General features: G+C 33.4%; 16 protein-coding genes. 7 read left to right on the top strand and 9 right to left on the bottom strand.

The window, feature by feature from the left end; genetic code table 11:
- Nucleotides 1–71: 71 nt before the first annotated feature.
- The 4 genes from lrgA to msrB all read left to right on the top strand — a co-directional run bounded on the left by lrgA (nucleotide 72) and on the right by msrB (nucleotide 3,659).
- Nucleotides 72–503, top strand: coding sequence for an antiholin-like murein hydrolase modulator LrgA (gene lrgA, locus GFJ36_RS27765; protein ID WP_000104908.1), 432 nt, complete (start codon nucleotides 72–74; stop codon nucleotides 501–503).
- Between the two features lie 34 nt (nucleotides 504–537).
- Entirely contained in the window at nucleotides 538–1,230 is a 693-nt protein-coding gene (lrgB, locus tag GFJ36_RS27760; protein WP_000168869.1) for an antiholin-like protein LrgB, read from the top strand.
- Nucleotides 1,231–1,558: 328 nt separating this feature from the next.
- Nucleotides 1,559–2,602 (top strand): AI-2E family transporter, encoded by a 1,044-nt coding sequence (locus GFJ36_RS27755; RefSeq protein ID WP_088065075.1) that lies wholly within the window; start codon nucleotides 1,559–1,561, stop codon nucleotides 2,600–2,602.
- A gap of 91 nt (nucleotides 2,603–2,693) precedes the next feature.
- Nucleotides 2,694–3,659, top strand: a complete 966-nt coding sequence (gene msrB, locus GFJ36_RS27750; RefSeq protein WP_157349812.1) for a peptide-methionine (R)-S-oxide reductase MsrB — start codon at nucleotides 2,694–2,696, stop codon at nucleotides 3,657–3,659.
- 27 nt (nucleotides 3,660–3,686) lie between these two features.
- Here the strand turns inward: msrB and GFJ36_RS27745 are convergent, their stop codons facing one another.
- Nucleotides 3,687–6,803, bottom strand: a complete 3,117-nt coding sequence (locus tag GFJ36_RS27745; protein WP_088065073.1) for an efflux RND transporter permease subunit — start codon at nucleotides 6,801–6,803, stop codon at nucleotides 3,687–3,689.
- 142 nt (nucleotides 6,804–6,945) lie between these two features.
- Between GFJ36_RS27745 and GFJ36_RS27740 the strand changes: the two genes are divergently transcribed.
- Nucleotides 6,946–7,818 (top strand): TetR/AcrR family transcriptional regulator, encoded by an 873-nt coding sequence (locus tag GFJ36_RS27740; RefSeq protein WP_088065072.1) that lies wholly within the window; start codon nucleotides 6,946–6,948, stop codon nucleotides 7,816–7,818.
- 30 nt (nucleotides 7,819–7,848) lie between these two features.
- Here GFJ36_RS27740 and GFJ36_RS27735 read toward each other — a convergent pair whose 3' ends face one another.
- On the bottom strand, nucleotides 7,849–8,820 hold the full coding sequence (locus tag GFJ36_RS27735) for a glycosyltransferase family 2 protein (RefSeq protein ID WP_001170707.1): 972 nt from the start codon (nucleotides 8,818–8,820) through the stop codon (nucleotides 7,849–7,851).
- A 36-nt stretch (nucleotides 8,821–8,856) separates the two neighbouring features.
- Entirely contained in the window at nucleotides 8,857–9,240 is a 384-nt protein-coding gene (locus GFJ36_RS27730; protein WP_000413281.1) for a GtrA family protein, read from the bottom strand.
- A 302-nt stretch (nucleotides 9,241–9,542) separates the two neighbouring features.
- Here GFJ36_RS27730 and GFJ36_RS27725 point away from each other — a divergent pair, with 302 nt between their 5' ends.
- Nucleotides 9,543–10,982 carry a glycosyltransferase family 39 protein gene (locus GFJ36_RS27725; RefSeq protein ID WP_088065071.1) on the top strand — a complete coding sequence of 480 codons (1,440 nt, stop codon included), beginning with the start codon at nucleotides 9,543–9,545 and terminating at the stop codon, nucleotides 10,980–10,982.
- A 59-nt stretch (nucleotides 10,983–11,041) separates the two neighbouring features.
- Here GFJ36_RS27725 and GFJ36_RS27720 read toward each other — a convergent pair whose 3' ends face one another.
- From GFJ36_RS27720 to GFJ36_RS27700, 5 genes are all read right to left on the bottom strand, one after another.
- Entirely contained in the window at nucleotides 11,042–12,499 is a 1,458-nt protein-coding gene (locus GFJ36_RS27720; protein WP_097890086.1) for an ArnT family glycosyltransferase, read from the bottom strand.
- A gap of 92 nt (nucleotides 12,500–12,591) precedes the next feature.
- Nucleotides 12,592–14,145, bottom strand: a complete 1,554-nt coding sequence (locus GFJ36_RS27715; protein WP_087981892.1) for an ABC-F family ATP-binding cassette domain-containing protein — start codon at nucleotides 14,143–14,145, stop codon at nucleotides 12,592–12,594.
- A 210-nt stretch (nucleotides 14,146–14,355) separates the two neighbouring features.
- Nucleotides 14,356–15,177, bottom strand: coding sequence for a glycosyltransferase family 2 protein (locus GFJ36_RS27710; RefSeq protein ID WP_087981893.1), 822 nt, complete (start codon nucleotides 15,175–15,177; stop codon nucleotides 14,356–14,358).
- A 28-nt stretch (nucleotides 15,178–15,205) separates the two neighbouring features.
- Nucleotides 15,206–16,660 carry an oligosaccharide flippase family protein gene (locus GFJ36_RS27705; protein WP_087981894.1) on the bottom strand — a complete coding sequence of 485 codons (1,455 nt, stop codon included), beginning with the start codon at nucleotides 16,658–16,660 and terminating at the stop codon, nucleotides 15,206–15,208.
- 490 nt (nucleotides 16,661–17,150) lie between these two features.
- Nucleotides 17,151–17,663 (bottom strand): acyl-CoA thioesterase, encoded by a 513-nt coding sequence (locus tag GFJ36_RS27700; protein ID WP_000412135.1) that lies wholly within the window; start codon nucleotides 17,661–17,663, stop codon nucleotides 17,151–17,153.
- A 312-nt stretch (nucleotides 17,664–17,975) separates the two neighbouring features.
- Here GFJ36_RS27700 and GFJ36_RS27695 point away from each other — a divergent pair, with 312 nt between their 5' ends.
- Nucleotides 17,976–19,289, top strand: a complete 1,314-nt coding sequence (locus GFJ36_RS27695; protein ID WP_097890087.1) for an ArnT family glycosyltransferase — start codon at nucleotides 17,976–17,978, stop codon at nucleotides 19,287–19,289.
- A gap of 92 nt (nucleotides 19,290–19,381) precedes the next feature.
- Here the strand turns inward: GFJ36_RS27695 and GFJ36_RS30300 are convergent, their stop codons facing one another.
- On the bottom strand, nucleotides 19,382–20,083 hold the full coding sequence (locus tag GFJ36_RS30300; protein WP_371399585.1) for a methyl-accepting chemotaxis protein: 702 nt from the start codon (nucleotides 20,081–20,083) through the stop codon (nucleotides 19,382–19,384).
- Between the last annotated feature and the right edge of the window lie 23 nt (nucleotides 20,084–20,106).

The following is a 20,106-nucleotide window of genomic DNA, read 5'->3' as shown; positions in this document are numbered from 1 at the left end:
GCTATGCAAACGCTTACAGCCTTGTTTTTATCTTATACAATAAAGGTACCAAATCGAAAGAGGTGGCCAAAATGAGTACGAAAAAAGTATATAGTTTCTTATCACAAGCATTCATATTTTCAGCTATTATGTTAGTTTCTAATATTATTGCAACGCATTTACCAATTCCGATGCCTTCATCGGTGATCGGATTAGTTATTTTATTTAGCCTATTATGTTTAAAAGTTATTAAATTGGAACAAGTTGAATCACTCGGAACGGCTTTAACAGGTATTATCGGATTCCTTTTCGTTCCATCAGGTATTTCGGTTATTAATTCTCTCGGTGTAATGGGACAATATTTTGTACAAATTTTAACTGTAATTGTTGTCGCAACAATTATTTTACTCGCTGTAACAGGATTATTTGCACAATTTATTTTAGGAAAAGACGATAAAGAAATAGAAGATACGAAAGAATTGAAAGTAGTAAATAAAGGACGCAAGCACGGAAAAGTTGCGTAACCAATTTAGTATATATTGCTAGGAGGGAATGAACATGGCAAGCACAATGACTCCATATTTCGGAATCGTCGTTTCATTAATCGCATACGGAATCGGAACATTATTATTTAAGCATTCAAAAGGATTCTTCTTATTCACACCATTATTCGTAGCGATGGTATTAGGGATTGTCTTTCTAAAAGTAGGTAACTTTACTTTTGAAGAATATAATACTGGCGGAAAAATGATTAGCTTCTTCTTAGAACCAGCAACAATCGCGTTTGCAATTCCATTATATAAACAAGTGGATAAGTTAAAAAAATATTGGTGGCAAATTTTATCGGCTATCGTGGTTGGATCTATTTGCTCAGTAATTGTCGTGTTTATTGTTGCAAAAGCAATTGGTTTAGATACAGCAGTAATGAATTCAATGTTACCACAAGCAGCAACAACAGCAATTGCATTACCAATCTCTGAAAGTATTGGTGGTATACCAGCAATTACATCGTTTGCAGTTATTTTTAATGCAGTTATTGTATACGCATTAGGAGCATTATTCTTAAAAACATTTAGAGTAAAACATCCAATTGCAAAAGGTTTAGCACTTGGAACAGCAGGTCACGCATTAGGAGTGGCAGTAGGAATTGAAATGGGTGAAGTAGAGGCAGCTATGGCAAGTATTGCTGTAACAGTAGTTGGGGTTGTAACTGTAGTTGTCATACCGATGTTTATGCCATTCATTGGATAGTAAAACTTACTTAAAAAAACGAGAAAAGCAAGCTATTTGTAGGACAGATTTCTACTGATAGCTTGCTTTTTATGTTACAGTAGTGGTAAGACCTATGTTAATAAAATGTAAGTTTCCTTAAATCTTCATTAATACTGTGTAGAATACGTTTTGAATTAGGTCATTGTATTGTAAAATAAGAAGTAAGCTACTATAGGATCTGCTAAGAGAGACCTATAATAAGCTTATAAAAATCTTTATATGAATGAATAATTAAAGGTAGAGAAGAGAGAAAAAATCTACTTATTAACGTTTTACTTTATAGGACAGGAGAGAGTACTCGTCGATTATGCAAATAAAAAACCTGTTTCAAAGCAAAGGATTTCAGAGGTTTCTCGTATTAGTAATACTTGCTCTCGTGTTATACGGGCTGCAAAGTATGTTGAATTTAATTTTAATTACGTTTATTCTCACATATTTAATGGATCGATTCCAAAAGTTTATTTCTCGCAAATTAGATCATTTCATGCCCATTAACCGAAAAATTATTATAGCGTTTCTATATGTAATGTTAATTGGTGGAATTGCTATTACGCTATTTAAATATTTACCAGTATTAACGATACAAATTTCACAATTGATTTATCAATTTAACGTATTTTTAAGAAACCCACCGGATAGTGAATTAATTAAGTATGCAGTTAATGCTGTCAATCATATGGAACTTTCGAAATATGTAGGACAAGGCGTTGACATTTTGTATAAATCGATTACGAATGTTGGGAAATTTGGCCTTCAAGTGTTACTTTCTTTAATTTTAAGTTTATTTTTCTTATTGGAGAAAGCTCGGATCGTTGCTTTTACTGCAAAATTTAAAGAAAGCCGACTTGCAATTTTCTATACTGAAATTGAGTACTTCGGTAAGAAATTTGCACGTTCATTCGGAAAAGTAATCGAAGCACAATTTTTAATTGCAGTTGTTAACTGTGTTTTATCCGTTATTGCACTATGGATATTAGGATTCCCGCAATTATTAGGTTTAGCGTTAATGATCTTCTTACTCGGTTTAATTCCGGTAGCTGGGGTTATCATTTCGTTATTCCCGCTTTGTATGATTGCTTACAATATTGGCGGTATTATGTACGTTGTTTATATTTTAATTATCGTAACAGTAATTCATGCGCTTGAAAGTTACGTGTTAAACCCGAAGTTCATGTCGCAAAAAACAAACTTACCGATTTTCTATACATTTATGGTATTAATCTTCTCAGAACACTTCTTAGGTGTATGGGGATTAATTATCGGTATTCCAATCTTCATTTTCTTATTAGATGTCTTAGATGTGACAAGTGATGAAATAGAGAATGAAGCCAGAAAAAATAAGGTGAAGTAAAGAAAAAGCATCGATGTTCGATGCTTTTTCTTTTATAACATGATGTTTTTTATGCCATACTGTAAGCAGAAGATAGAATAGGGGTGAAATAATGGCTGTAAATGAAAAGGTAGATTTAGCTACATTTGCTGGAGGGTGCTTCTGGTGTATGGTTTCGCCATTTGAAGAGATGGAAGGAATTATAAAGGTTGTTTCTGGTTATACAGGTGGTTATAAAGAGAGTCCAACATATAAAGAAGTATGTTCAGAAACGACGGGACATTATGAGGCAGTACAAATTACATTTGATGCAAATAAAATGCCGTATGAAGAGTTATTAAATATATATTGGAGACAAATTGATCCGACTGATATAGGAGGACAATTTCACGATCGTGGACAGTCTTACGAAACAGTAATTTTTTATCACAATGAAGAACAACATAAAAAAGCAGAGGCTTCAAAAGAAGAGCTTGCAAAGAGTGGACGCTTTTCAAAACCAATTGCTACAAAAATATTACCAGCAGCTACGTTTTATCCAGCTGAAGACTATCACCAAGGATATCATAAGAAAAATACATTCCGCTATGAGTTATACCGTAAAGGATCGGGACGAGATGCTTTTATTAAACAACATTGGCCAAAAGATAATACTCATTTAAAAGAAAAACTCAATGAGATGCAGTTTTATGTAACACAGGAAAATGGAACTGAGCCACCCTTTCAAAATGAATATTGGAATCATAAAGAAGAAGGACTTTATGTAGATATCGTCTCAGGTGAACCGCTATTTACTTCTTTAGATAAATTTGATAGCGGGTGTGGATGGCCTAGCTTTACGAAGCCAGTTATGTCAGCAAGTGTGAAAGAAAAAATGGATGTCAGTCATAATATGACGCGTACGGAAGTGAGAAGCAAAGAGGGAGATTCACATCTAGGCCATGTATTCCCGGATGGCCCAGGACCAAATGGTCTTCGTTACTGTATTAATTCCGCAGCCCTTCGATTTATCCGAAAAGAGGAATTAGAGAAAGAAGGATATGGTGATTTTCTAATCGTATTTGGGAATAAAAAATAACCTCGCTAACTGCGAGGTTATTTTTTATTATTTTGCTTTTTTCTTTTTGAACTTGCTTAATACTTCATAAACGATTGGAACAATAAGAAGTGTTAATAACGTTGAACTTGTTAATCCACCAATTACTGTTACACCAAGTCCTTTAGAAATTAAGCCGCTACCTTCAAATCCTAATGCAAGTGGGATAAGAGCACCGATTGTTGCAATTGCAGTCATTAAAATAGGGCGAAGGCGTGTAGCACCAGCCTCTAATAAAGCTTCACGTGTTGATAGACCTTCATTTTCTTTATGAATAACACGGTCGATAAGCACGATTGCGTTTGTTACAACGATACCGATTAACATAAGTGCACCAATCATTGCAGAGACACTTAACGTTTCACCAGAGATTAATAAGGCAACAAGAGCTCCGATAATTGTGAATGGTAGCGAGAATAAAATTGCGAATGGTGCAAGGGCACCGCCAAATGTAACGACAAGAACGAAGTATACAATGGCAATCGCAGCTAACATCGCTAAGCCAAGTTGCTTGAATGATTCTTCAATATCTTTTGTAACACCGCCCATAGAAACATCTACACCGGAAGGAAGATCCATTTTATCTACTTCTTTTTGAACAGCGGCAGATGCTTTTGAAACGTCATCAGATGTTAGTTTTGCACTTACTTCTGCATAAACACGGCCATCGCGATGTTTCACTGTATTCGAAGTTTCCCCTTCTTTTACAGTCATAACATCTTTCACAGCCACTTCAGTACCAAGTGGCGTTGTAATTTTACGATTTGTTAAGTCATCGATTGTTGCATAATTTTGTTTTTCAGCTTCGACATATACGTTGACATCTTTACCGTCTTTTTTAATTGTTGTCAGAACAGGTCGATCATGTTGATTAGAAAGTCCCATTCCGATTTGTGCAGCTGTTAGACCCATTTTACTTAGTTTTTCCTGATCTGCGACTAAAGTGTACTCTGCATACGTTTTTGCAATACTAGAGTCAATATCCTTTAAGTCTTTATTTTTCTTCATGATATTTTGAATATCTTTGACAATAGGTTTAATGTCTTCCGAGCTATCTCCGTAAACGTATAGTTTAATTTCGTTACTACCGCCACTCGCTCCGAAGTCTTGGTTTTTCCATTCGCCTTTTCCAGACATCTTCTGTAAATCTTTAACGACTTGCTCTTTTTCTTTTTCGAAGTTTTTCGTGTCGTTATCATATTGCACGAAGAACATTGCTTGATTTGATTGACCAGGACTCATTGGGTTTTCGCCACCTAATGAGAATTGAATTGTTTTGACGTCTTTATTATCTTGGAAGTGCTTCTCAGCTTTCGTTGCAATTTTTTCAACATCTTCTAACGTTTGACCTGGTTCAGGGTTGTACGTTGTAATGATCATTTTTTCTTCTTCAGATGGTAAGAAACTTACACCGATAATTGGCACAAGTGCAAGACTACCAACTAATAGAAGGACAGCAATGCTTGATGTGATGATTTTATGATTTAAAGCCCATGCAAGTATGCGTTTATACCCGTTTGCTAATTTACTTGGTTTTTCTTCATGATGTACTTCTTTTTCCCTCATGCTCTCTTTTTTAAATAAAGAGTGAGCTAACATCGGCACGATTGTAACTGCTACTAGTAACGATGCTAATAAAGCGAAGACGATAGTTAAGGCAAATGGTAAGAACATTTCACCAATCATACCTTTTACTAGTCCAAGCGGTAAGAATACAGCAATTGTTACAATGGTAGAAGACATAATTGGGATAAACATTTCCTTCGTAGCTTCACGAATTAAATCTTTTCCGCGCAGTTTCTCTTCTGATAACGACATTCGTCGGTAAATATTTTCAATAACAACAATGGAGTCATCAACAACGCGTCCAATAGCGACTGTCATTGCTCCAAGTGTCATAATATTAAGCGTAATATCCATTTGTTTTATGACTAATACAGCAATTAATAAAGAAAGTGGTATGGAAACGACAGAGATTAATGTTGTTCGGATATTTCGTAGGAACAGCATAATAATAACAATCGCAAATATAGCACCAAAAATAGCTTTGCTCAGCATCGTTTCTACTGATTTCTCAATCGGTGCACCTTGGTCGAATGTTGAAATAATCTCTAAGTCTTTATATTTTTTCTCAAGGTCTTTTACTTTATCTTTCACTGCATTTACAACATCAACAGTATTCGCGTCAGCAGCTTTCACAATTTGAATTCCAATTGCTTCTTTTCCATTTGTTCGAGAAATAGATTCTGCTTTTCCGACTTCTTTAATGTCAGCAATTTCATCTAATGTAACTGTCGGAATCCCGTTCATAGCCGCTGGATTCATTTGCGGTGTTTGTGTACCAGCTCCAGCGTTTTGACTACCTTGACCGCTCGGTGATGAAGGTATAGCTGGGATCTTTAATTCTTTTAATGCTTTCATTGTTGTAATATTTCCATCTACAACAACTGATTTTTCTGTGTCTTTAAATGTATATAAGCCAAGTGGTAAAGATACGTCCGATCCTTTAATTACATTTTTTACAGTATCTTCACTTAAACCTAATTCTTTCATCTTATCTTTCTTGAAGACAAGTTGTACTTCATCTACTTGTTGACCTGAAATTTGAACAGATGCGACCCCATCAAGTCCTTTTAATCCGGGAACAACATTTTTTTCTACATTTTCAGTTAAGGCAGCTAAAGATTCATTTTTACTTGCTACGCTTAACGAAATAACTGGAAAGGCATTGAAGTTTACACGTGAAACTTTCGGGTCTTTTACACCTTCTGGGAGTTTCACATTTGTGAGAGCTTCTTTAATTTCTGTTTCAGCCTTTTCCATATTTTTATCAAAATCATATTCTACCTGAATAGAAGATGCGTTTTGAAAAGATGATGAACTAACAACGTTTACACCACTTAAGTTTTGTAGTTGCTCTTCCATCGGTTTTGAAACTTTGTCAGCTACTTCTTCTGGTGTAGCACCAGGATAAACCGTAGTTACTGTTACAACAGGTGTTGTAATATCAGGAATTGTTTCCAGCTTCATATTCAGCCCAGAATAAATACCTGCAATGGTAACAATAATGGTTAGTAGCCAAACTGCGAACTTATTTTTTAACGAGAAATTAATAATTTTGTTCATGTTTGCGCTCCCTTTGTATTGTATTGACCAACTGGTCAGTCTAATACATAATATAACTGACTGATTGGTCAGTCGTCAATGAAAAGGGATGGTATAATAAATTCATAATAAGATGCGAGATTAAATTTAGGAGAGACATGATATGAAAGAAAAAGAGCGCTTAATTATAGAGATGGCTATGAAGTTATTTGCGACTAAGGGTGTAAATGCGACATCAGTACAGGAAATTGTGACAGCTTGTGGCATATCTAAGGGAGCTTTCTATTTATACTTTAAATCGAAAGATGAGCTTTTATTAGCAACACTTCGATATTACTATGACAAGATTCAAAATAAAATGCTGGATATTGAAAATGAATCGTTATTGCCGCGTGAAAAATTTGCAAAGCAATTGCGTTGTCAGTTTAACGATATACAAAAGCATAAAGAATTTATTATTATGCATGCGAGGGAAAATGCTATACCTTTTAATAAAGAAGTAGAAGAGTTTATGATGAGGATGAAGTTAGAGTCTCATGCATTTTATCGGAATAGTTTATTGTCTATTTATGGTGAAAAGGTTATGCCTTATTTATTAGATTTAGTCATTATGGTAGAAGGTATATGCCGTGGATATTTAGAACTAATCATTTTACAAGCACCAGAAATTGACTTATCTTACGTTTCTGCATTTATTTTGAAAAGAGTAGATGATTTAGTAGATGGATTGGTAGAATCTTCGGAAGAACCTGTGTTACATGAAGAAAAGCTTGGGGAATTTCTTTGCAAATCAGAGCTTAGTAAGGAGCAGGTTAAGGAACACTTTTTAAAAGAAATTATTGTTTTTAAACGCACATTAGCTGATCAACTAGAAGATGAGGAATTGCTTGTTACATTAGATGTTTTGGAGGCAGAAATGAGATTGCAAAATCCAAGGATACCGGTCATTCAAGGAATGTTATCTAATTTAGAGATATATCCAAATTTAAAAGAATTTCGTTTGAGGATTATGGGGTATTACAATATAAAAAGGTAACAATGATGGTTTTCATTGTTACCTTTTTTATTATGCATTCACTTTTTCTTTTGTTTGTGTAGTCTCTTCTTGCTCAATATTGATTGTTTCTTTTACGATATAAATCGGACGGTTTTTACTCTCGTCATAAATACGAGCAATATATTGGCCAACGATTCCTAGACCAAGTAACTGAATACCGCTAAAGAATGTAATAGCAACCATAATAGATGCCCAACCTGTTTGCGTACCAGTGCCAATAATTTTTACAGTAATTGTATATAGTAAGACGATTATTGAAATAAGAACTGATAATAAGCCTAAAGTCATAACGATACGTAATGGTTTTGTTGAAAATGCAATAATGCCATCTGATGCAAATTTAATCATTTTCTTTAATGGATATTTTGTTTCACCAGCAAAGCGCTCATCGCGTTCATATTCAACATACGTTTGACGGAAGCCAACCCAAGACATCATACCGCGGATGAACCGATTTCGTTCAGTCATTTGATTGAAAACATCAGCTACTTTGCGATCGATGATTCGGAAATCACCAGTATCTTTTGGGATATCGATATCAGACATATAGTTTAAGAATTTATAGAAATATTTAGCTGTTAAAAGTTTAAACCAAGTTTCACCTTTACGTTGTTTACGTTTCGCATAAACAACTTCATATCCTTCTTCCCATTTTGCAATAAGTTCAGGAATAACTTCAGGTGGATCTTGTAAGTCTGCATCGATAATTACAATAGCGTCACCTTTTGCAGCAGCAATACCAGCTGTAACGGCTATTTGGTGTCCAAAATTACGTGCAAAATTAACGATTTTTGTACGGTAATCATTTGCTGCAATCTCAGATAAGATTTCCATTGTACGGTCTGTGCTACCGTCGTTTACAAAGACAAACTCGTAATTAATATCATTTTGAAGCATAACGGACTTTAAACGGTTATAACATTCCTGTGCTACTTCTTCCTCGAAGTACATAGGAACTACAACCGAAATTAATTTTTGCATGTTGTATCCTCCGTATTTTTAATAAGTTGTTCAAGTTTAATTAGTAGCCTTTTCGGTTTGGTTGAATGTCCAAATTTTATTAAGGACAAAGTTTATAACCATTCCGACACCAATTGCGAAGATCTGTGCAATTAATGCATTAAAAGTAAGTTTATCTACTAATATAAATAAACATAATGTATTAAAAGCCAATACAATTAAATTTACAGTTAGAAATTTAAAGAACATTGACGTGCTTTTATTATTAGGTTTAAACACCCAATTTTTATTCCAATAGTAGCTATTGGCAACACCAATTAAATAGGCAATGGTATTCGCAATAAGGTAGTTCATCCCGAATTTTAATAATATCCAAAAGCTAATAATTGTAATGAGTGTATTAAAGATTCCTACTAAACCAAACTTTAAGAGTTTCTCCATAATAGTATCCTCAACTTTATAAAATATATAAATAAAACAGGAATGTAAAAAGGTTGTTCGTACATAACAACTATCAATTATATCATAGTTTATGCTAATATGTTATATGTTTTGGGTAGATATCATTTTAGGATATAAAATAAATCTGTTCATAATAAAAATGATTATTTTAAATTGGTATACTAGGAAATATAAAAGCAAACATGGAAATCATGATAATATTAATGTATAGTAGCTGGTAGTGTAATTTTTTTAGGAAATATAATGTTTTCCCATATAAATATGTTAAGGAGTGAGTTTTTTTGGAACGTTTTTCTGGATTGTTTTCAACCTTTTCTACACGTGCCATATACGGCATTTATAGCTTTTTCGTTGCAATATTAATTTTTGATTATTTTTCAGATACTCAAAAATATAATTATGTAATGATATTAGTTGGAGTTTTATTATTATGTACAATTGGAAACTTTATACTTAGCAGTGGATCGCTATACCTTGAAAGAGTAAATGAAAAAATATGTTTTTTTGTACTGCTAATTATTTGTGTAGCAGTGAAAACGGCGTGGATTCTTACATATAAGATTGATCCGATTGGTGATTATGAAGCCTTTTTTAATACGGCAAAAGCATTAGGTGACAACTTTGTTATTCATGATAGATATGTTGCATTATTTCCACATATTTTTGGATATGCTTCATTCTTAAGTATCTTCCTGAAAATATTTGGGGCAAACTTTATGATTCCGCCAATTATTAATGTTGTTTTAACTACAATATCGATGGGATTAATATATTTTATAGCTAGAAGAATTGGTGGAGTGAGAACAGCGATAACAGCAAGTGTTTTATGGATTCTCTTGCCATCACAAACGATGTATAACATGTTTGCACTTTCAGAACCGTTGTATTGTACAATACTGTTATTAGCCTGGGCAATTATGATAATTGTTTATGATAAAATTGAAAATATAACGATTGCAAAGGTTCTTATGTATTCAATTCTAGTAGCTGCATTACTTGTATTAATAAATATGGCAAGACCAATTGCAGCAGTGCCAATTATAGCCCTAGCAATATGGATGTTTATTATAGATACAAAGCATATTGGGAATAAAAAGCTACTTATTAACAAGGTGGCATATGTAGGGGTTATCATTATTGGATACTTAATGATGTCTTCGGCGGTAAATCATTATGTAACATTACGTTTAGGTGAAGAGATAGCAACAGTGCCGGGATACAATATTCATGTAGGATTTAATAAGGGAGCTTCAGGAACATGGAATCCAGGAGATTCAGCATTACTATATCATTATAGTGGTCAACCAGGATGGAGTGCTCAGGACGTTCAAAAGCAAATGCTTGAAGAAGCGAAAAAGAGAATAAAAAACGATGATATAGATTTCGGGAAACTAATGTATGATAAATTTATTATCTTTTTAGGGAACGATGATCAAGCTGTTAAATATGCAGATCCAATTATGGATCATAAAGTACGATATACTATAATTTCTAATGTTTTCTATTACTTTTTACTAGCTACTTCACTGTTCGGGGCGTTAGTAGCTATAAAAAATAAAAATAAATCTTCACTTCTCATTATTTGTTTATACACGATTGGGCTAACAATGGCACAAATGATAGTAGAAGTAGCACCGAGATATCATTATTCGGCTACAATACCTATGATCTTTTTAGCTGCTTTTGGCATTAATCATATTTACAATAAAAAAAGGATATAAATAAAAAGGCATGAGCTCGGTATTGCATCGAGCTCATGCCTTTTTTATTTGGCCTTATCTTATATTTTTGTAGTCTTTCTTTTAGACATGAGACGATAAACTACATATAGTCCATAACTTTGAATGATTGTAAAGCTAGGGATGATAAAGTATCGGTATCTTGTTTGATATTCGATTAAGAAGTGAATCGTTATATAGCCAATTATTAATAATAAAAATAGTGTGTAATGTGTGTTGTTTTGCTTAGTTAGTATGAGATAAAAAGTTGCTAACGTGCCAAATAACATAGTTGTAATATATATATATTTATCGTATGTCTTAAGGTCGTCTTGCAAGGTAACCATATCATTCTCTGTGTTACTTAGTGTTGCCAGACTCCATACTGGGGCGGAATCATAATCTGCCCACATAATCGTGAATTTATCACTAAATAAAGATAAAACCTTTTGTGGATCAGCTAGTCGCTCTTGAATCAATTTCTTCTCAACGGCTTCTCGTTCTTTTCCAAGCTCAAAGGACATAACATATTCTACATCTGCTGAAGAATATCCACCTCTTGTTTCGTGATTAAGTCCTACGGTGAATTTCCAGAGAGGATCCCTGTTAGATAGCGGATATTGGGTAATTCCGGCAGATATAAATGAAGAACTTATAATGTAATGAACAAGGTAAAAAATGATGAAAATTCCAGACAATTTTTTTATAGAAGTTAAAATATCCTGTTTTGATTTTCCTAATATACCTTGTAAAAAGACATAAAGAGCTACTGCAATCAAAACTAAAGCGCCAAGTGGACGCATAATATCTCCTAAAGCTAGGGAGATCCCTATAAAAATCCACATATATTTATGGGTTAGGCCTTTTGTAATTAATAAATAAAACCCAAGATAAAATAGGAATGTGGCAATATGTTGATTCGTTAGTAATGAGCTCATTACAATGCTTGGGATATATAATGCATATAGTAATCCAGCCATTCTTCCAGACCATTCATTAAAAACATATGAAGTTATTTTGTAAATTAGCAAGGTTGTTCCTGTGCAATACATTATATTTAAAAGTTTTAGAAGGAAAGGCCCTTCACCGAATAAATTAATAATGAGGGCTTGGTACATTGTAAATCCAAGTTGATAAACCCATGAAGTATAATAGTCATCTTGTGCAAAACTAAAATCGCCTTTAGTAGCTTGAATAGCACTATTGTACATCACTGAAAAATCTGATTCGATAGGAGTTGGAACGTAGAGAACCCAAATTAATCGAACAGAAAAAGCTAAAACAATAAGTGAAACGGTAAATATAAATGTAGACATATACTTATTAGAAATATAGCCAATAAGCAAAAATAGAAGGCCTATTAGAATAATAATCGGGATGATAATAAAGGAATGTGTGTCAGTTTTTTCTTGAATTACGACTATTGATTGCCACGTTATAGCAGCAGAAATAATTAGACATAGTACTAATAAGCACTTTACAAAAAGTATATTAAGCTTTAGGGGGAATGTACGTTGCATTACTAAAAACTCCTTATCATACTGTATGTTTATTTTAAAACGAAATCCCTTTACACGCTAAATAGCAGTGTAAAGGGATGTTTTTTAGGGGATTAAGAATTTTCTTGGGCCCATTTCTCTACATCCCAAGTTTTTGTTATCCACTCTTCATAAAAGTCTGGTTCGTGGCATACAAGAAGAATTGTTCCTTTGTATGCTTTCATCGCTTTTTTCAACTCTTCTTTTGCTGTAACATCAAGGTGGTTTGTTGGCTCATCAAAGAGTAGCCAGTTACTTTCTTCACCCATTAGTTTACATAAACGAACTTTTGCTTGTTCGCCACCGCTTAATTGATTCAGTGGACGAGAGATATGTTCGTTTTTTAAACCGCATTTCGCTAACATTGCACGTACTTGATGCTGGTCTAAGCTAGGGAATGTATTCCAAACATCATCAATGGGTGTTATATTATCAGCTTTTACTTCTTGCTCGAAGTATGATGGGTTTAAGAAGTCACCAAGACTTGTTTTTCCGCTTAATGGTTTAATCTTACCTAAAATCGTTTTTAACAGTGTTGACTTACCGACACCATTACATCCAACAATTGCAATTTTTTCACCACGTTCAATTGTCATTGTTAATTTCGGTAATAACGGATGTGTATATCCAATCTCTACATTTTCCCCTTCGAAGACAAATCGACTACTTGCACGACTTTCTTTAAAGGAGAACTCAGGCTTAATAGCTGTTTCAGGACGATCGATACGTTCCATGCGATCAAGTTGTTTTTGACGGCTCTTTGCACGGCCTGTTGTTGAGTAACGGGCTTTATTTTTTGCAATAAAATCTTCTTGTTTTTTGATAAACTCTCGCTGCTTTTCATAAGCATTGATATGTTGATTTTTATTGATTTCTGCCAGCTCTAAGAATTTTTCATATGTTGCTGTATAACGCGTCATTTTTGTGAATTCTAGATGGAAGATAACATCGACACATTTATTCATAAATTCCGTATCATGGGAAATTAATAGGAATGCATGTGGATATTCTTTTAAATAACTTGTTAACCAATGGATATGTTCAACGTCTAAATAGTTGGTAGGCTCATCTAATAGTAATACTTCTGGTTGCTCAAGTAGTAACTTTGCAAGTAATACTTTTGTACGTTGTCCACCACTTAATGCCGCAACATCACGATCTAGACCAATTGCATCAATTCCAAGGCCGCGCGCTGCTTCTTCAATTTTAATATCTAATAAATAGAAGCCACCTGCTTCAAGGGCATCTTGAATTTCTGCCATTTGTTCAAGAAGTTCCTCTAATTCTTCTGGTGTAGCAGTTCCCATTTTTTCTGCAACTTCATTTAAAGCTTTTTCTTTTTCAAATAAAGGTAAAAATGCATCTGCTAATACGTCACGGATCGTGCGACCAGGTGTTAAAATCGTATGTTGGTCTAAGTAACCGTAATTTGTACCAGGTGTCCATTCTACACGACCTTCGTCATGGATAAGCTGACCAGTAATTATATTCATAAATGTTGATTTACCAACACCGTTTGCTCCGACTAATCCAACGTGTTCTCCTGCGAGTAAGCGCATGGATACATCTCTAAATAATGTACGATCACCAAATGTATGGCCTAATTTTTCAACAGTTAATAAGCTCATAATGTCCTCCGTTCATTTCTAAATAGTGTCTTGAATCATGATACTAAATTCTTGGATATAATGCTATCATTTCAAAAATATATAATGTAACTGACAAGCAAGGTATGCGATTACAAAAGAATGATGGGTTGCTTTGCAAGAAACAAGCGATGCAAGAGAAATAAAAAAATAAGGTGTAACCATTTAATAAAAGTGGTTACACCTTATTTTTTATTTTAAATATCCACGAACAATACCGCGTAAGCGATTTGCGTGGAATTTACGCTTATCATTAGAAATGTTTTGTGTCATACGGAATGTTGCGGCAGCGACAGCACGTATGAAATAAGGGAATCCATAGTGTAAGCGAATAACCCTACCAAAACCACCAGCATAAGAAATAGCACGTTTTAATGATTGTTCATTAATAATTTCCTCTTTTACAGGATGATATACGAACAGATCTTTTCTAAATAAACCAGTGTAATTTTGTTTCATCCCACGTAGTACAAAGTCAGTTTCTTCACCAGCTCCATAAATCGTGCCAGAACCAACACCTAAATCTTCATCAAATGTACCTACAGCTTGTACAAATTGTTTTGTGAAGAATAGTGTGAAAGAAGGCCCCATGAATCCATACTTATTATTTAAAATAATGTCTGTATTCGGTGCGTGTATTAAAGAACCTGTACCTTCAACATTTGTAGTGTTTGTCGAGATGAAATGAACATCTTTATTAGAGTTGAAAGTTTCTAATATACTCTCTAAAACATTTGTTTCATAAATACAATCATCATCTGGAAAAGCGATGAAATCACCATCTGCTACTTTTAATCCTGCATTTCGAGCTCTCGATAGCCCTTTAATAGGTGTATAAATGTAGTTAATAGAAAATTTATCTTTATATTCATCAAATAAATCAGAGATTGGCGTATCATTTTGATCTACTACGATAAGTTCAAAGTTTTTGTAAGTTTGTTGTTCAAGTGATTTTAGTAAGTCAAGAATATCATCACGTCTGCCACAAGTAGCCATGATTAAAGAAAATTTCAAGTTTAACAGCTCCTTTTAGAGATTGAGTTTAAGCTTTTTTGAATCGTGCTAATATCTTTTCAAGTAGTGAAAAGAGAATTTCATCCTTTGTTATAAAGAGGATAAGGGCATACGTTAATCCACACGTTATTATGACTAGGATAACTTGTAGTATTTGTCCAGATACGATCATATCAATAACGAATGCTATGGGGACAAATGTTAGGGAATAAAATAGATATTTAAGTTTTTGTATATCAAATAACGTATAATTCACTTTTAATTTCTTTTTCACATAAATATATTCAAATGTGATTAAGAAACAATTCGCAATTGTTGTTGTGAAAATTGCGGTTGTTGGTGTAAGTATATGGAAGAATATTAATGCAATATTGGATGCCAAGTTGATAAATCCACAAATGAATAAAAATCGCACTAAAATGCTTTCTTTCTTTTTCACATAAATAATTTGATTCGATAAAATGGACTCAATACCGACTGTAATCATATAGAAGGCGAAAACAATTAATGTATTACCAGCCTCAGCAAATTGTTGTCCACCGTAAATAACAACAGCTCCATGAGCAATGAGCATTAAACCAATTGCGGCAGGGAATAGGGTAATGAAATATACTTTTGAAATTTTATTTAGTAAAGACTCATATTCCATTTCAGACGCGTTTCCTGATAAATAAGACAGTCTTGGAACGGTTACTTGTACAACACTTAACATAAGTGTATTAATAATCATCATAATTTGAAAAGCCATTACGTAATATGCAACTTCTTCTTTTCCAACATATACCCCTAAAACAAGACGATCTAATTGAGTATATAAAATATTAGCATTTGAAAAAATCAAGACTAATAGTAACGGTTTTAAATGAGGAATAATTGTTAAGTCGGAAAAATCAAATTTCACTTGGCGTTTCACATATATAAAGCTAATAGAGTGGTTTAAAAATGTCGATAATACTAATAAACCAGCATATGTTTTGTAATCGTCAACCCCATGAATGAAAGAGAAAAGAAGTACGACATAGATTAATCGAACGATAACTGTTTTTTTAGTGATGAAGTCATAATTTTCATATGCCTCATTGAACCATTCCACATAAAACATGTTAGATATAAAATTAAAACCGAAAATAAGAAGAACAGGAAATAAACTTTCATGTCCGTATCCAATATAACTAAAGAGCACAAAGCCTGATAAAGCTAAAATACTAGTTGTGAAGTTAATTACATAGAGACTTGTAAATAACTTAGAAACTTTCTTTTTATCGTTTTTAATTAAGCTAATTTCACGTAAACCATATTGATATACACCAAATACGGCGAACACGAAGAAGTAATTGAAAAAAGTTTCAGCAATGTTAACGGTTCCGATTGAATTGGCCCCTAATGTTCGATATGCGTAAGGACCAACTAAAATTGGAAGTATAATATTAAACGTGTTGAGCAGTATTTTATAAAAAATATTTGAAGCAATTGATTTCTGCATAATTTCACCTTTCCATTAAAATAATCCAGTTTTTTCACTAGAGTTAATTCTCTCAATATAATGAAGTGTAAGGTGTTTTCTACACTGTTTACAAATCCTTAAATTGTTTGTTGACCACCCGTATAAGTGTACCCTACATAAACTTTGTAAAGCAACTGTTGATGGGATCGAACTGTATTATAAAGTGAAACTTTAATCAGTGGGGGGGTGTACATTTCCTATTGATTATCAGCACTCATCAATTGGGCGTTTACGGGCAACAGGGCTCCCGCCTAAAGTCTTTGCTACACGGTAGTTTTACAGCCCGAAAATAGCGGGATAAATGAGATTTTATCAATTAGAAAAAGTTAATAGCGAACGGGTATGTATAAAAATATTACATAATATGTGTGAAAAGGAGTAATGGTTGTATGAAGGTGTGAAATTGTTTATAAAAAATGAGCGAATATGTGATAGCTATTCGCTCAAAAGATGTTTTAATGGTGAAGGCCTATATACTCCAAGGTTTACTTAAAGTTAAAACTTCAGCCATTTCTTTGCTTTTTACACGCCCTTTTTTTCTACTTTCTGCACGCTCAGAACCAGTTGTGTGTAGCCAATGTTCTTCTTCCGTTTCAGGTAGTACTTGTGGGACAGATGAAGGTTTTCCATCTTTTAATGCAACGAATGTAATGAAACATGTTGCAGCTATTCTACGTTCGCCTGCTAATAAATTCTCTGCAATTACTTTTACGAACACTTCCATCGAAGATTTTCCTGTATAACATACGAATGCTTCGTAACAAACAGAATCTGCTTGGTGAATTGGAGTTAAAAAATCAACAGAATCGATAGATGCCGTTACGCAATGTTTACGGCTATGTCTTGCAGCTGCAATTGAAGCGATACTATCAATTTCCGCTAATAATTTTCCTCCGAAAAGTGTTTGATGATTATTTAAATCATTCGGAAAAACACGTGTTGTTTTAATTGCTTTGGATTCTCGCATGAATTTCTTTTCCATATGGTCAGCCCCTATTTTCTGTTTTCAATCAGAATGACATGTATTGTAAGTGGAGTACAAAAAATTAAAAATCAATAGATATTTAATGAAGTAAAGAATTCCAGAAGAGGGTTAGTAAAACTTCTGTATTTGTATTCATGTAACTGAAAGAAAATTTATTACTATATAAAGTGTAGTGTAAAAGAGGATTCGCTTACATTGCAAGTGAAAAAATTAGGACCCTGTATTTGTCATAGAAATTCCCTATCAGCTGTGTACCTATTCATGATAGAATCGTTTTGTTATGAATGGAAATAGAGGTGCAATGGACATATGAATCATATACAAACAAATTTTTCGTCTTTTTTTAGTAAAATAATGATTGGTGCGATGCTCGCATTTTTTGTTTATAGTTGTTGGTCAGCGTTTGAAACAAGTAAACAATTTTTTGGCGACAGTACAACAAGTGTAACAATTGTATTGGTTATTTTTGTTATTCTTATGCTGTTAGTGGCATCGATTTTACAGTATCGTTTTACAGAAAAACAATTTCTTGTTTTTCTTATGAGTACATCTATAATTGTGAGACTTAGTATGGTTCTATTTGTAGACGTTCCGATAATTGGTGATATGAAAGCTATGTTTGAGTCTGCAAAGCAGATTGCAATTGGTAATAACGTAGAGAGCATAGCGCAGTTACCTTTTATTATTTATGAATCAATAATTATTCGTGTATTTGGTGATACAGTATTCGCATTGCAGTTATTTAATATTTTATTTTGCACAGGGACTGCATTTTTCATTTATCGTATTGCAGCAATGGTTTTCGGAGAAGAATGCGGCCGTATTGCGTCTGTATTTTACGCTTTATATATTCCGAATATATTTATGAGTTCCTTATTAACATCAGAATCGCTCGCAATATTTTTATTTTATTTGGCTTGCTACATACTTTTATATAAAGGTTTAGATCATCCTTATATGTGGGTACTTTCAGCAATTTTATTTGCATGCAGTAATATGATTTTCCCAATAGGATTATTTCTTCCTATTTTTATTGCTGTATATGTGTTGTCAATTGAACTCTTTCAATCAGCAATGAAGCAAAAAGTACTATTAAAGATGATAGGGATACTTATTCTATTTTATAGTGCTCATTTTGGTGTGAGTTATGGAATTCAGACAATGGGAATGTCACAATATACAATTTCAAATGAGACGTATGTTCAATCTGTTTTAATTGGAAAAAGTAAAAATGAGGAAAAAATAACAAAGAATCAAAACGTAACAGAGCATATTGATCAAAAGCTAAAAGAGATTGAAGAAGAAAGATTTAAACTTTTAAAGCCAGTAATTAATCAATTCTCAGGTGAGGGAATACATTCTATTCTATTTAAATGTGAAAAACTTATATATATAGCGGTAACATTATTTATGTCGATAGCTTTATTACACTTTCTTATTAAGAAACAACAAAATGAAGGATATATGTTGTTCGTTTTGTTAATTGGCGGATACGTATTGTTAAGGCTCTTCCAAGTAGATATGGCATATTACAATCTTATTGTGCCAGCCTTGTTTATTTTGCAAAGCTTTGGTGTTTATATGAGTTATGTTTATTGTCAAAAAATATTCTTCAGAAAATAAAAAGAATCCAGTTTGGATTCTTTTTTTATGGATGGAAGATGAGGACTAAGAGTCAGCAGAGATGAAGAATCTCTACTGACATAAGCTTCACCCTATCTATTCAGTTCTAGTTGTAAACTATCAGCTGTTAGAGCCATTTTTGAGGAATCGTCTTGAATTCCTTTCATTACTTGTGAAATGGTTTCTAACTCATTTTCAATTTTTTTATTCTGTTCTTTCGAGTTAGACATGTCTTTTACAATTTCTTGGAAGTATTGATCTGTTGCAGACATACTATCCGTTCCTTCAGATACGAGGGAGCTAATTTGTTTCACTGAAGAAGAGACACGAACAATTTGTTCATTTGTTTTTTCAACGAGCTTTGTAACGTTGAATATAGATTCTTTCGTTTGCTCTGATAACTTGCGAATTTCTCCAGCTACAACAGAAAAGCCTTTGCCAAATTCCCCAGCACGTGCAGATTCAATAGCAGCATTTAGTGCGAGCAAATTTGTTTGCTCTGCAATTGATTTTACAATGTCTATAATCTCGTTAATTTTGTTAGAAATATCGAGAAGTTCATGAGTATCTGTAATAATCGTTTCCATGTTTGTTTGAATGTATTCCATTCGTTTATTCTGTTGATTTAATTGTTCTTTCCCTTTATTCGCTTTTTCTTCTGATGTTGTAGCTAATGATGTACCTGTTTTGGCAATTTCTACAATAGTTTCAGATTTAGCGGTTAACTGTTGAATAGAAGCACTCGTTTTTTCAGATACAGATGCTAGTTCTGTTGCAATATGCGTAATGGTCATAGCTGTTATTTCTTTTTCTTTTT

The organism is Bacillus sp. EE-W1, assembly GCF_009760835.1.
Taxonomy (GTDB): Bacteria; Bacillota; Bacilli; order Bacillales; family Bacillaceae_G; genus Bacillus_A; species Bacillus_A wiedmannii.
Note: the sequence above shows the minus strand (reverse complement) of the source record. Positions and strands in the feature narration are given on the sequence as shown.

Coding starts and splice junctions, on each gene's coding strand:
- GFJ36_RS27705 (WP_087981894.1), bottom strand. CDS start 16,660: ATGCAGAAATCAATTGCTTCAAATATTTTTTATAAAATACTGCTCAAC.
- GFJ36_RS27735 (WP_001170707.1), bottom strand. CDS start 8,820: ATGCAAAAATTAATTTCGGTTGTAGTTCCTATGTACTTCGAGGAAGAA.
- GFJ36_RS27740 (WP_088065072.1), top strand. CDS start 6,946: ATGAAAGAAAAAGAGCGCTTAATTATAGAGATGGCTATGAAGTTATTT.
- GFJ36_RS27755 (WP_088065075.1), top strand. CDS start 1,559: ATGCAAATAAAAAACCTGTTTCAAAGCAAAGGATTTCAGAGGTTTCTC.
- GFJ36_RS27715 (WP_087981892.1), bottom strand. CDS start 14,145: ATGAGCTTATTAACTGTTGAAAAATTAGGCCATACATTTGGTGATCGT.
- GFJ36_RS27720 (WP_097890086.1), bottom strand. CDS start 12,499: ATGCAACGTACATTCCCCCTAAAGCTTAATATACTTTTTGTAAAGTGC.
- msrB (WP_157349812.1), top strand. CDS start 2,694: ATGGCTGTAAATGAAAAGGTAGATTTAGCTACATTTGCTGGAGGGTGC.
- GFJ36_RS27695 (WP_097890087.1), top strand. CDS start 17,976: ATGAATCATATACAAACAAATTTTTCGTCTTTTTTTAGTAAAATAATG.
- lrgA (WP_000104908.1), top strand. CDS start 72: ATGAGTACGAAAAAAGTATATAGTTTCTTATCACAAGCATTCATATTT.
- GFJ36_RS27745 (WP_088065073.1), bottom strand. CDS start 6,803: ATGAACAAAATTATTAATTTCTCGTTAAAAAATAAGTTCGCAGTTTGG.
- GFJ36_RS27700 (WP_000412135.1), bottom strand. CDS start 17,663: ATGGAAAAGAAATTCATGCGAGAATCCAAAGCAATTAAAACAACACGT.
- lrgB (WP_000168869.1), top strand. CDS start 538: ATGGCAAGCACAATGACTCCATATTTCGGAATCGTCGTTTCATTAATC.
- GFJ36_RS30300 (WP_371399585.1), bottom strand. CDS start 20,083: ATGACCATTACGCATATTGCAACAGAACTAGCATCTGTATCTGAAAAA.
- GFJ36_RS27730 (WP_000413281.1), bottom strand. CDS start 9,240: ATGGAGAAACTCTTAAAGTTTGGTTTAGTAGGAATCTTTAATACACTC.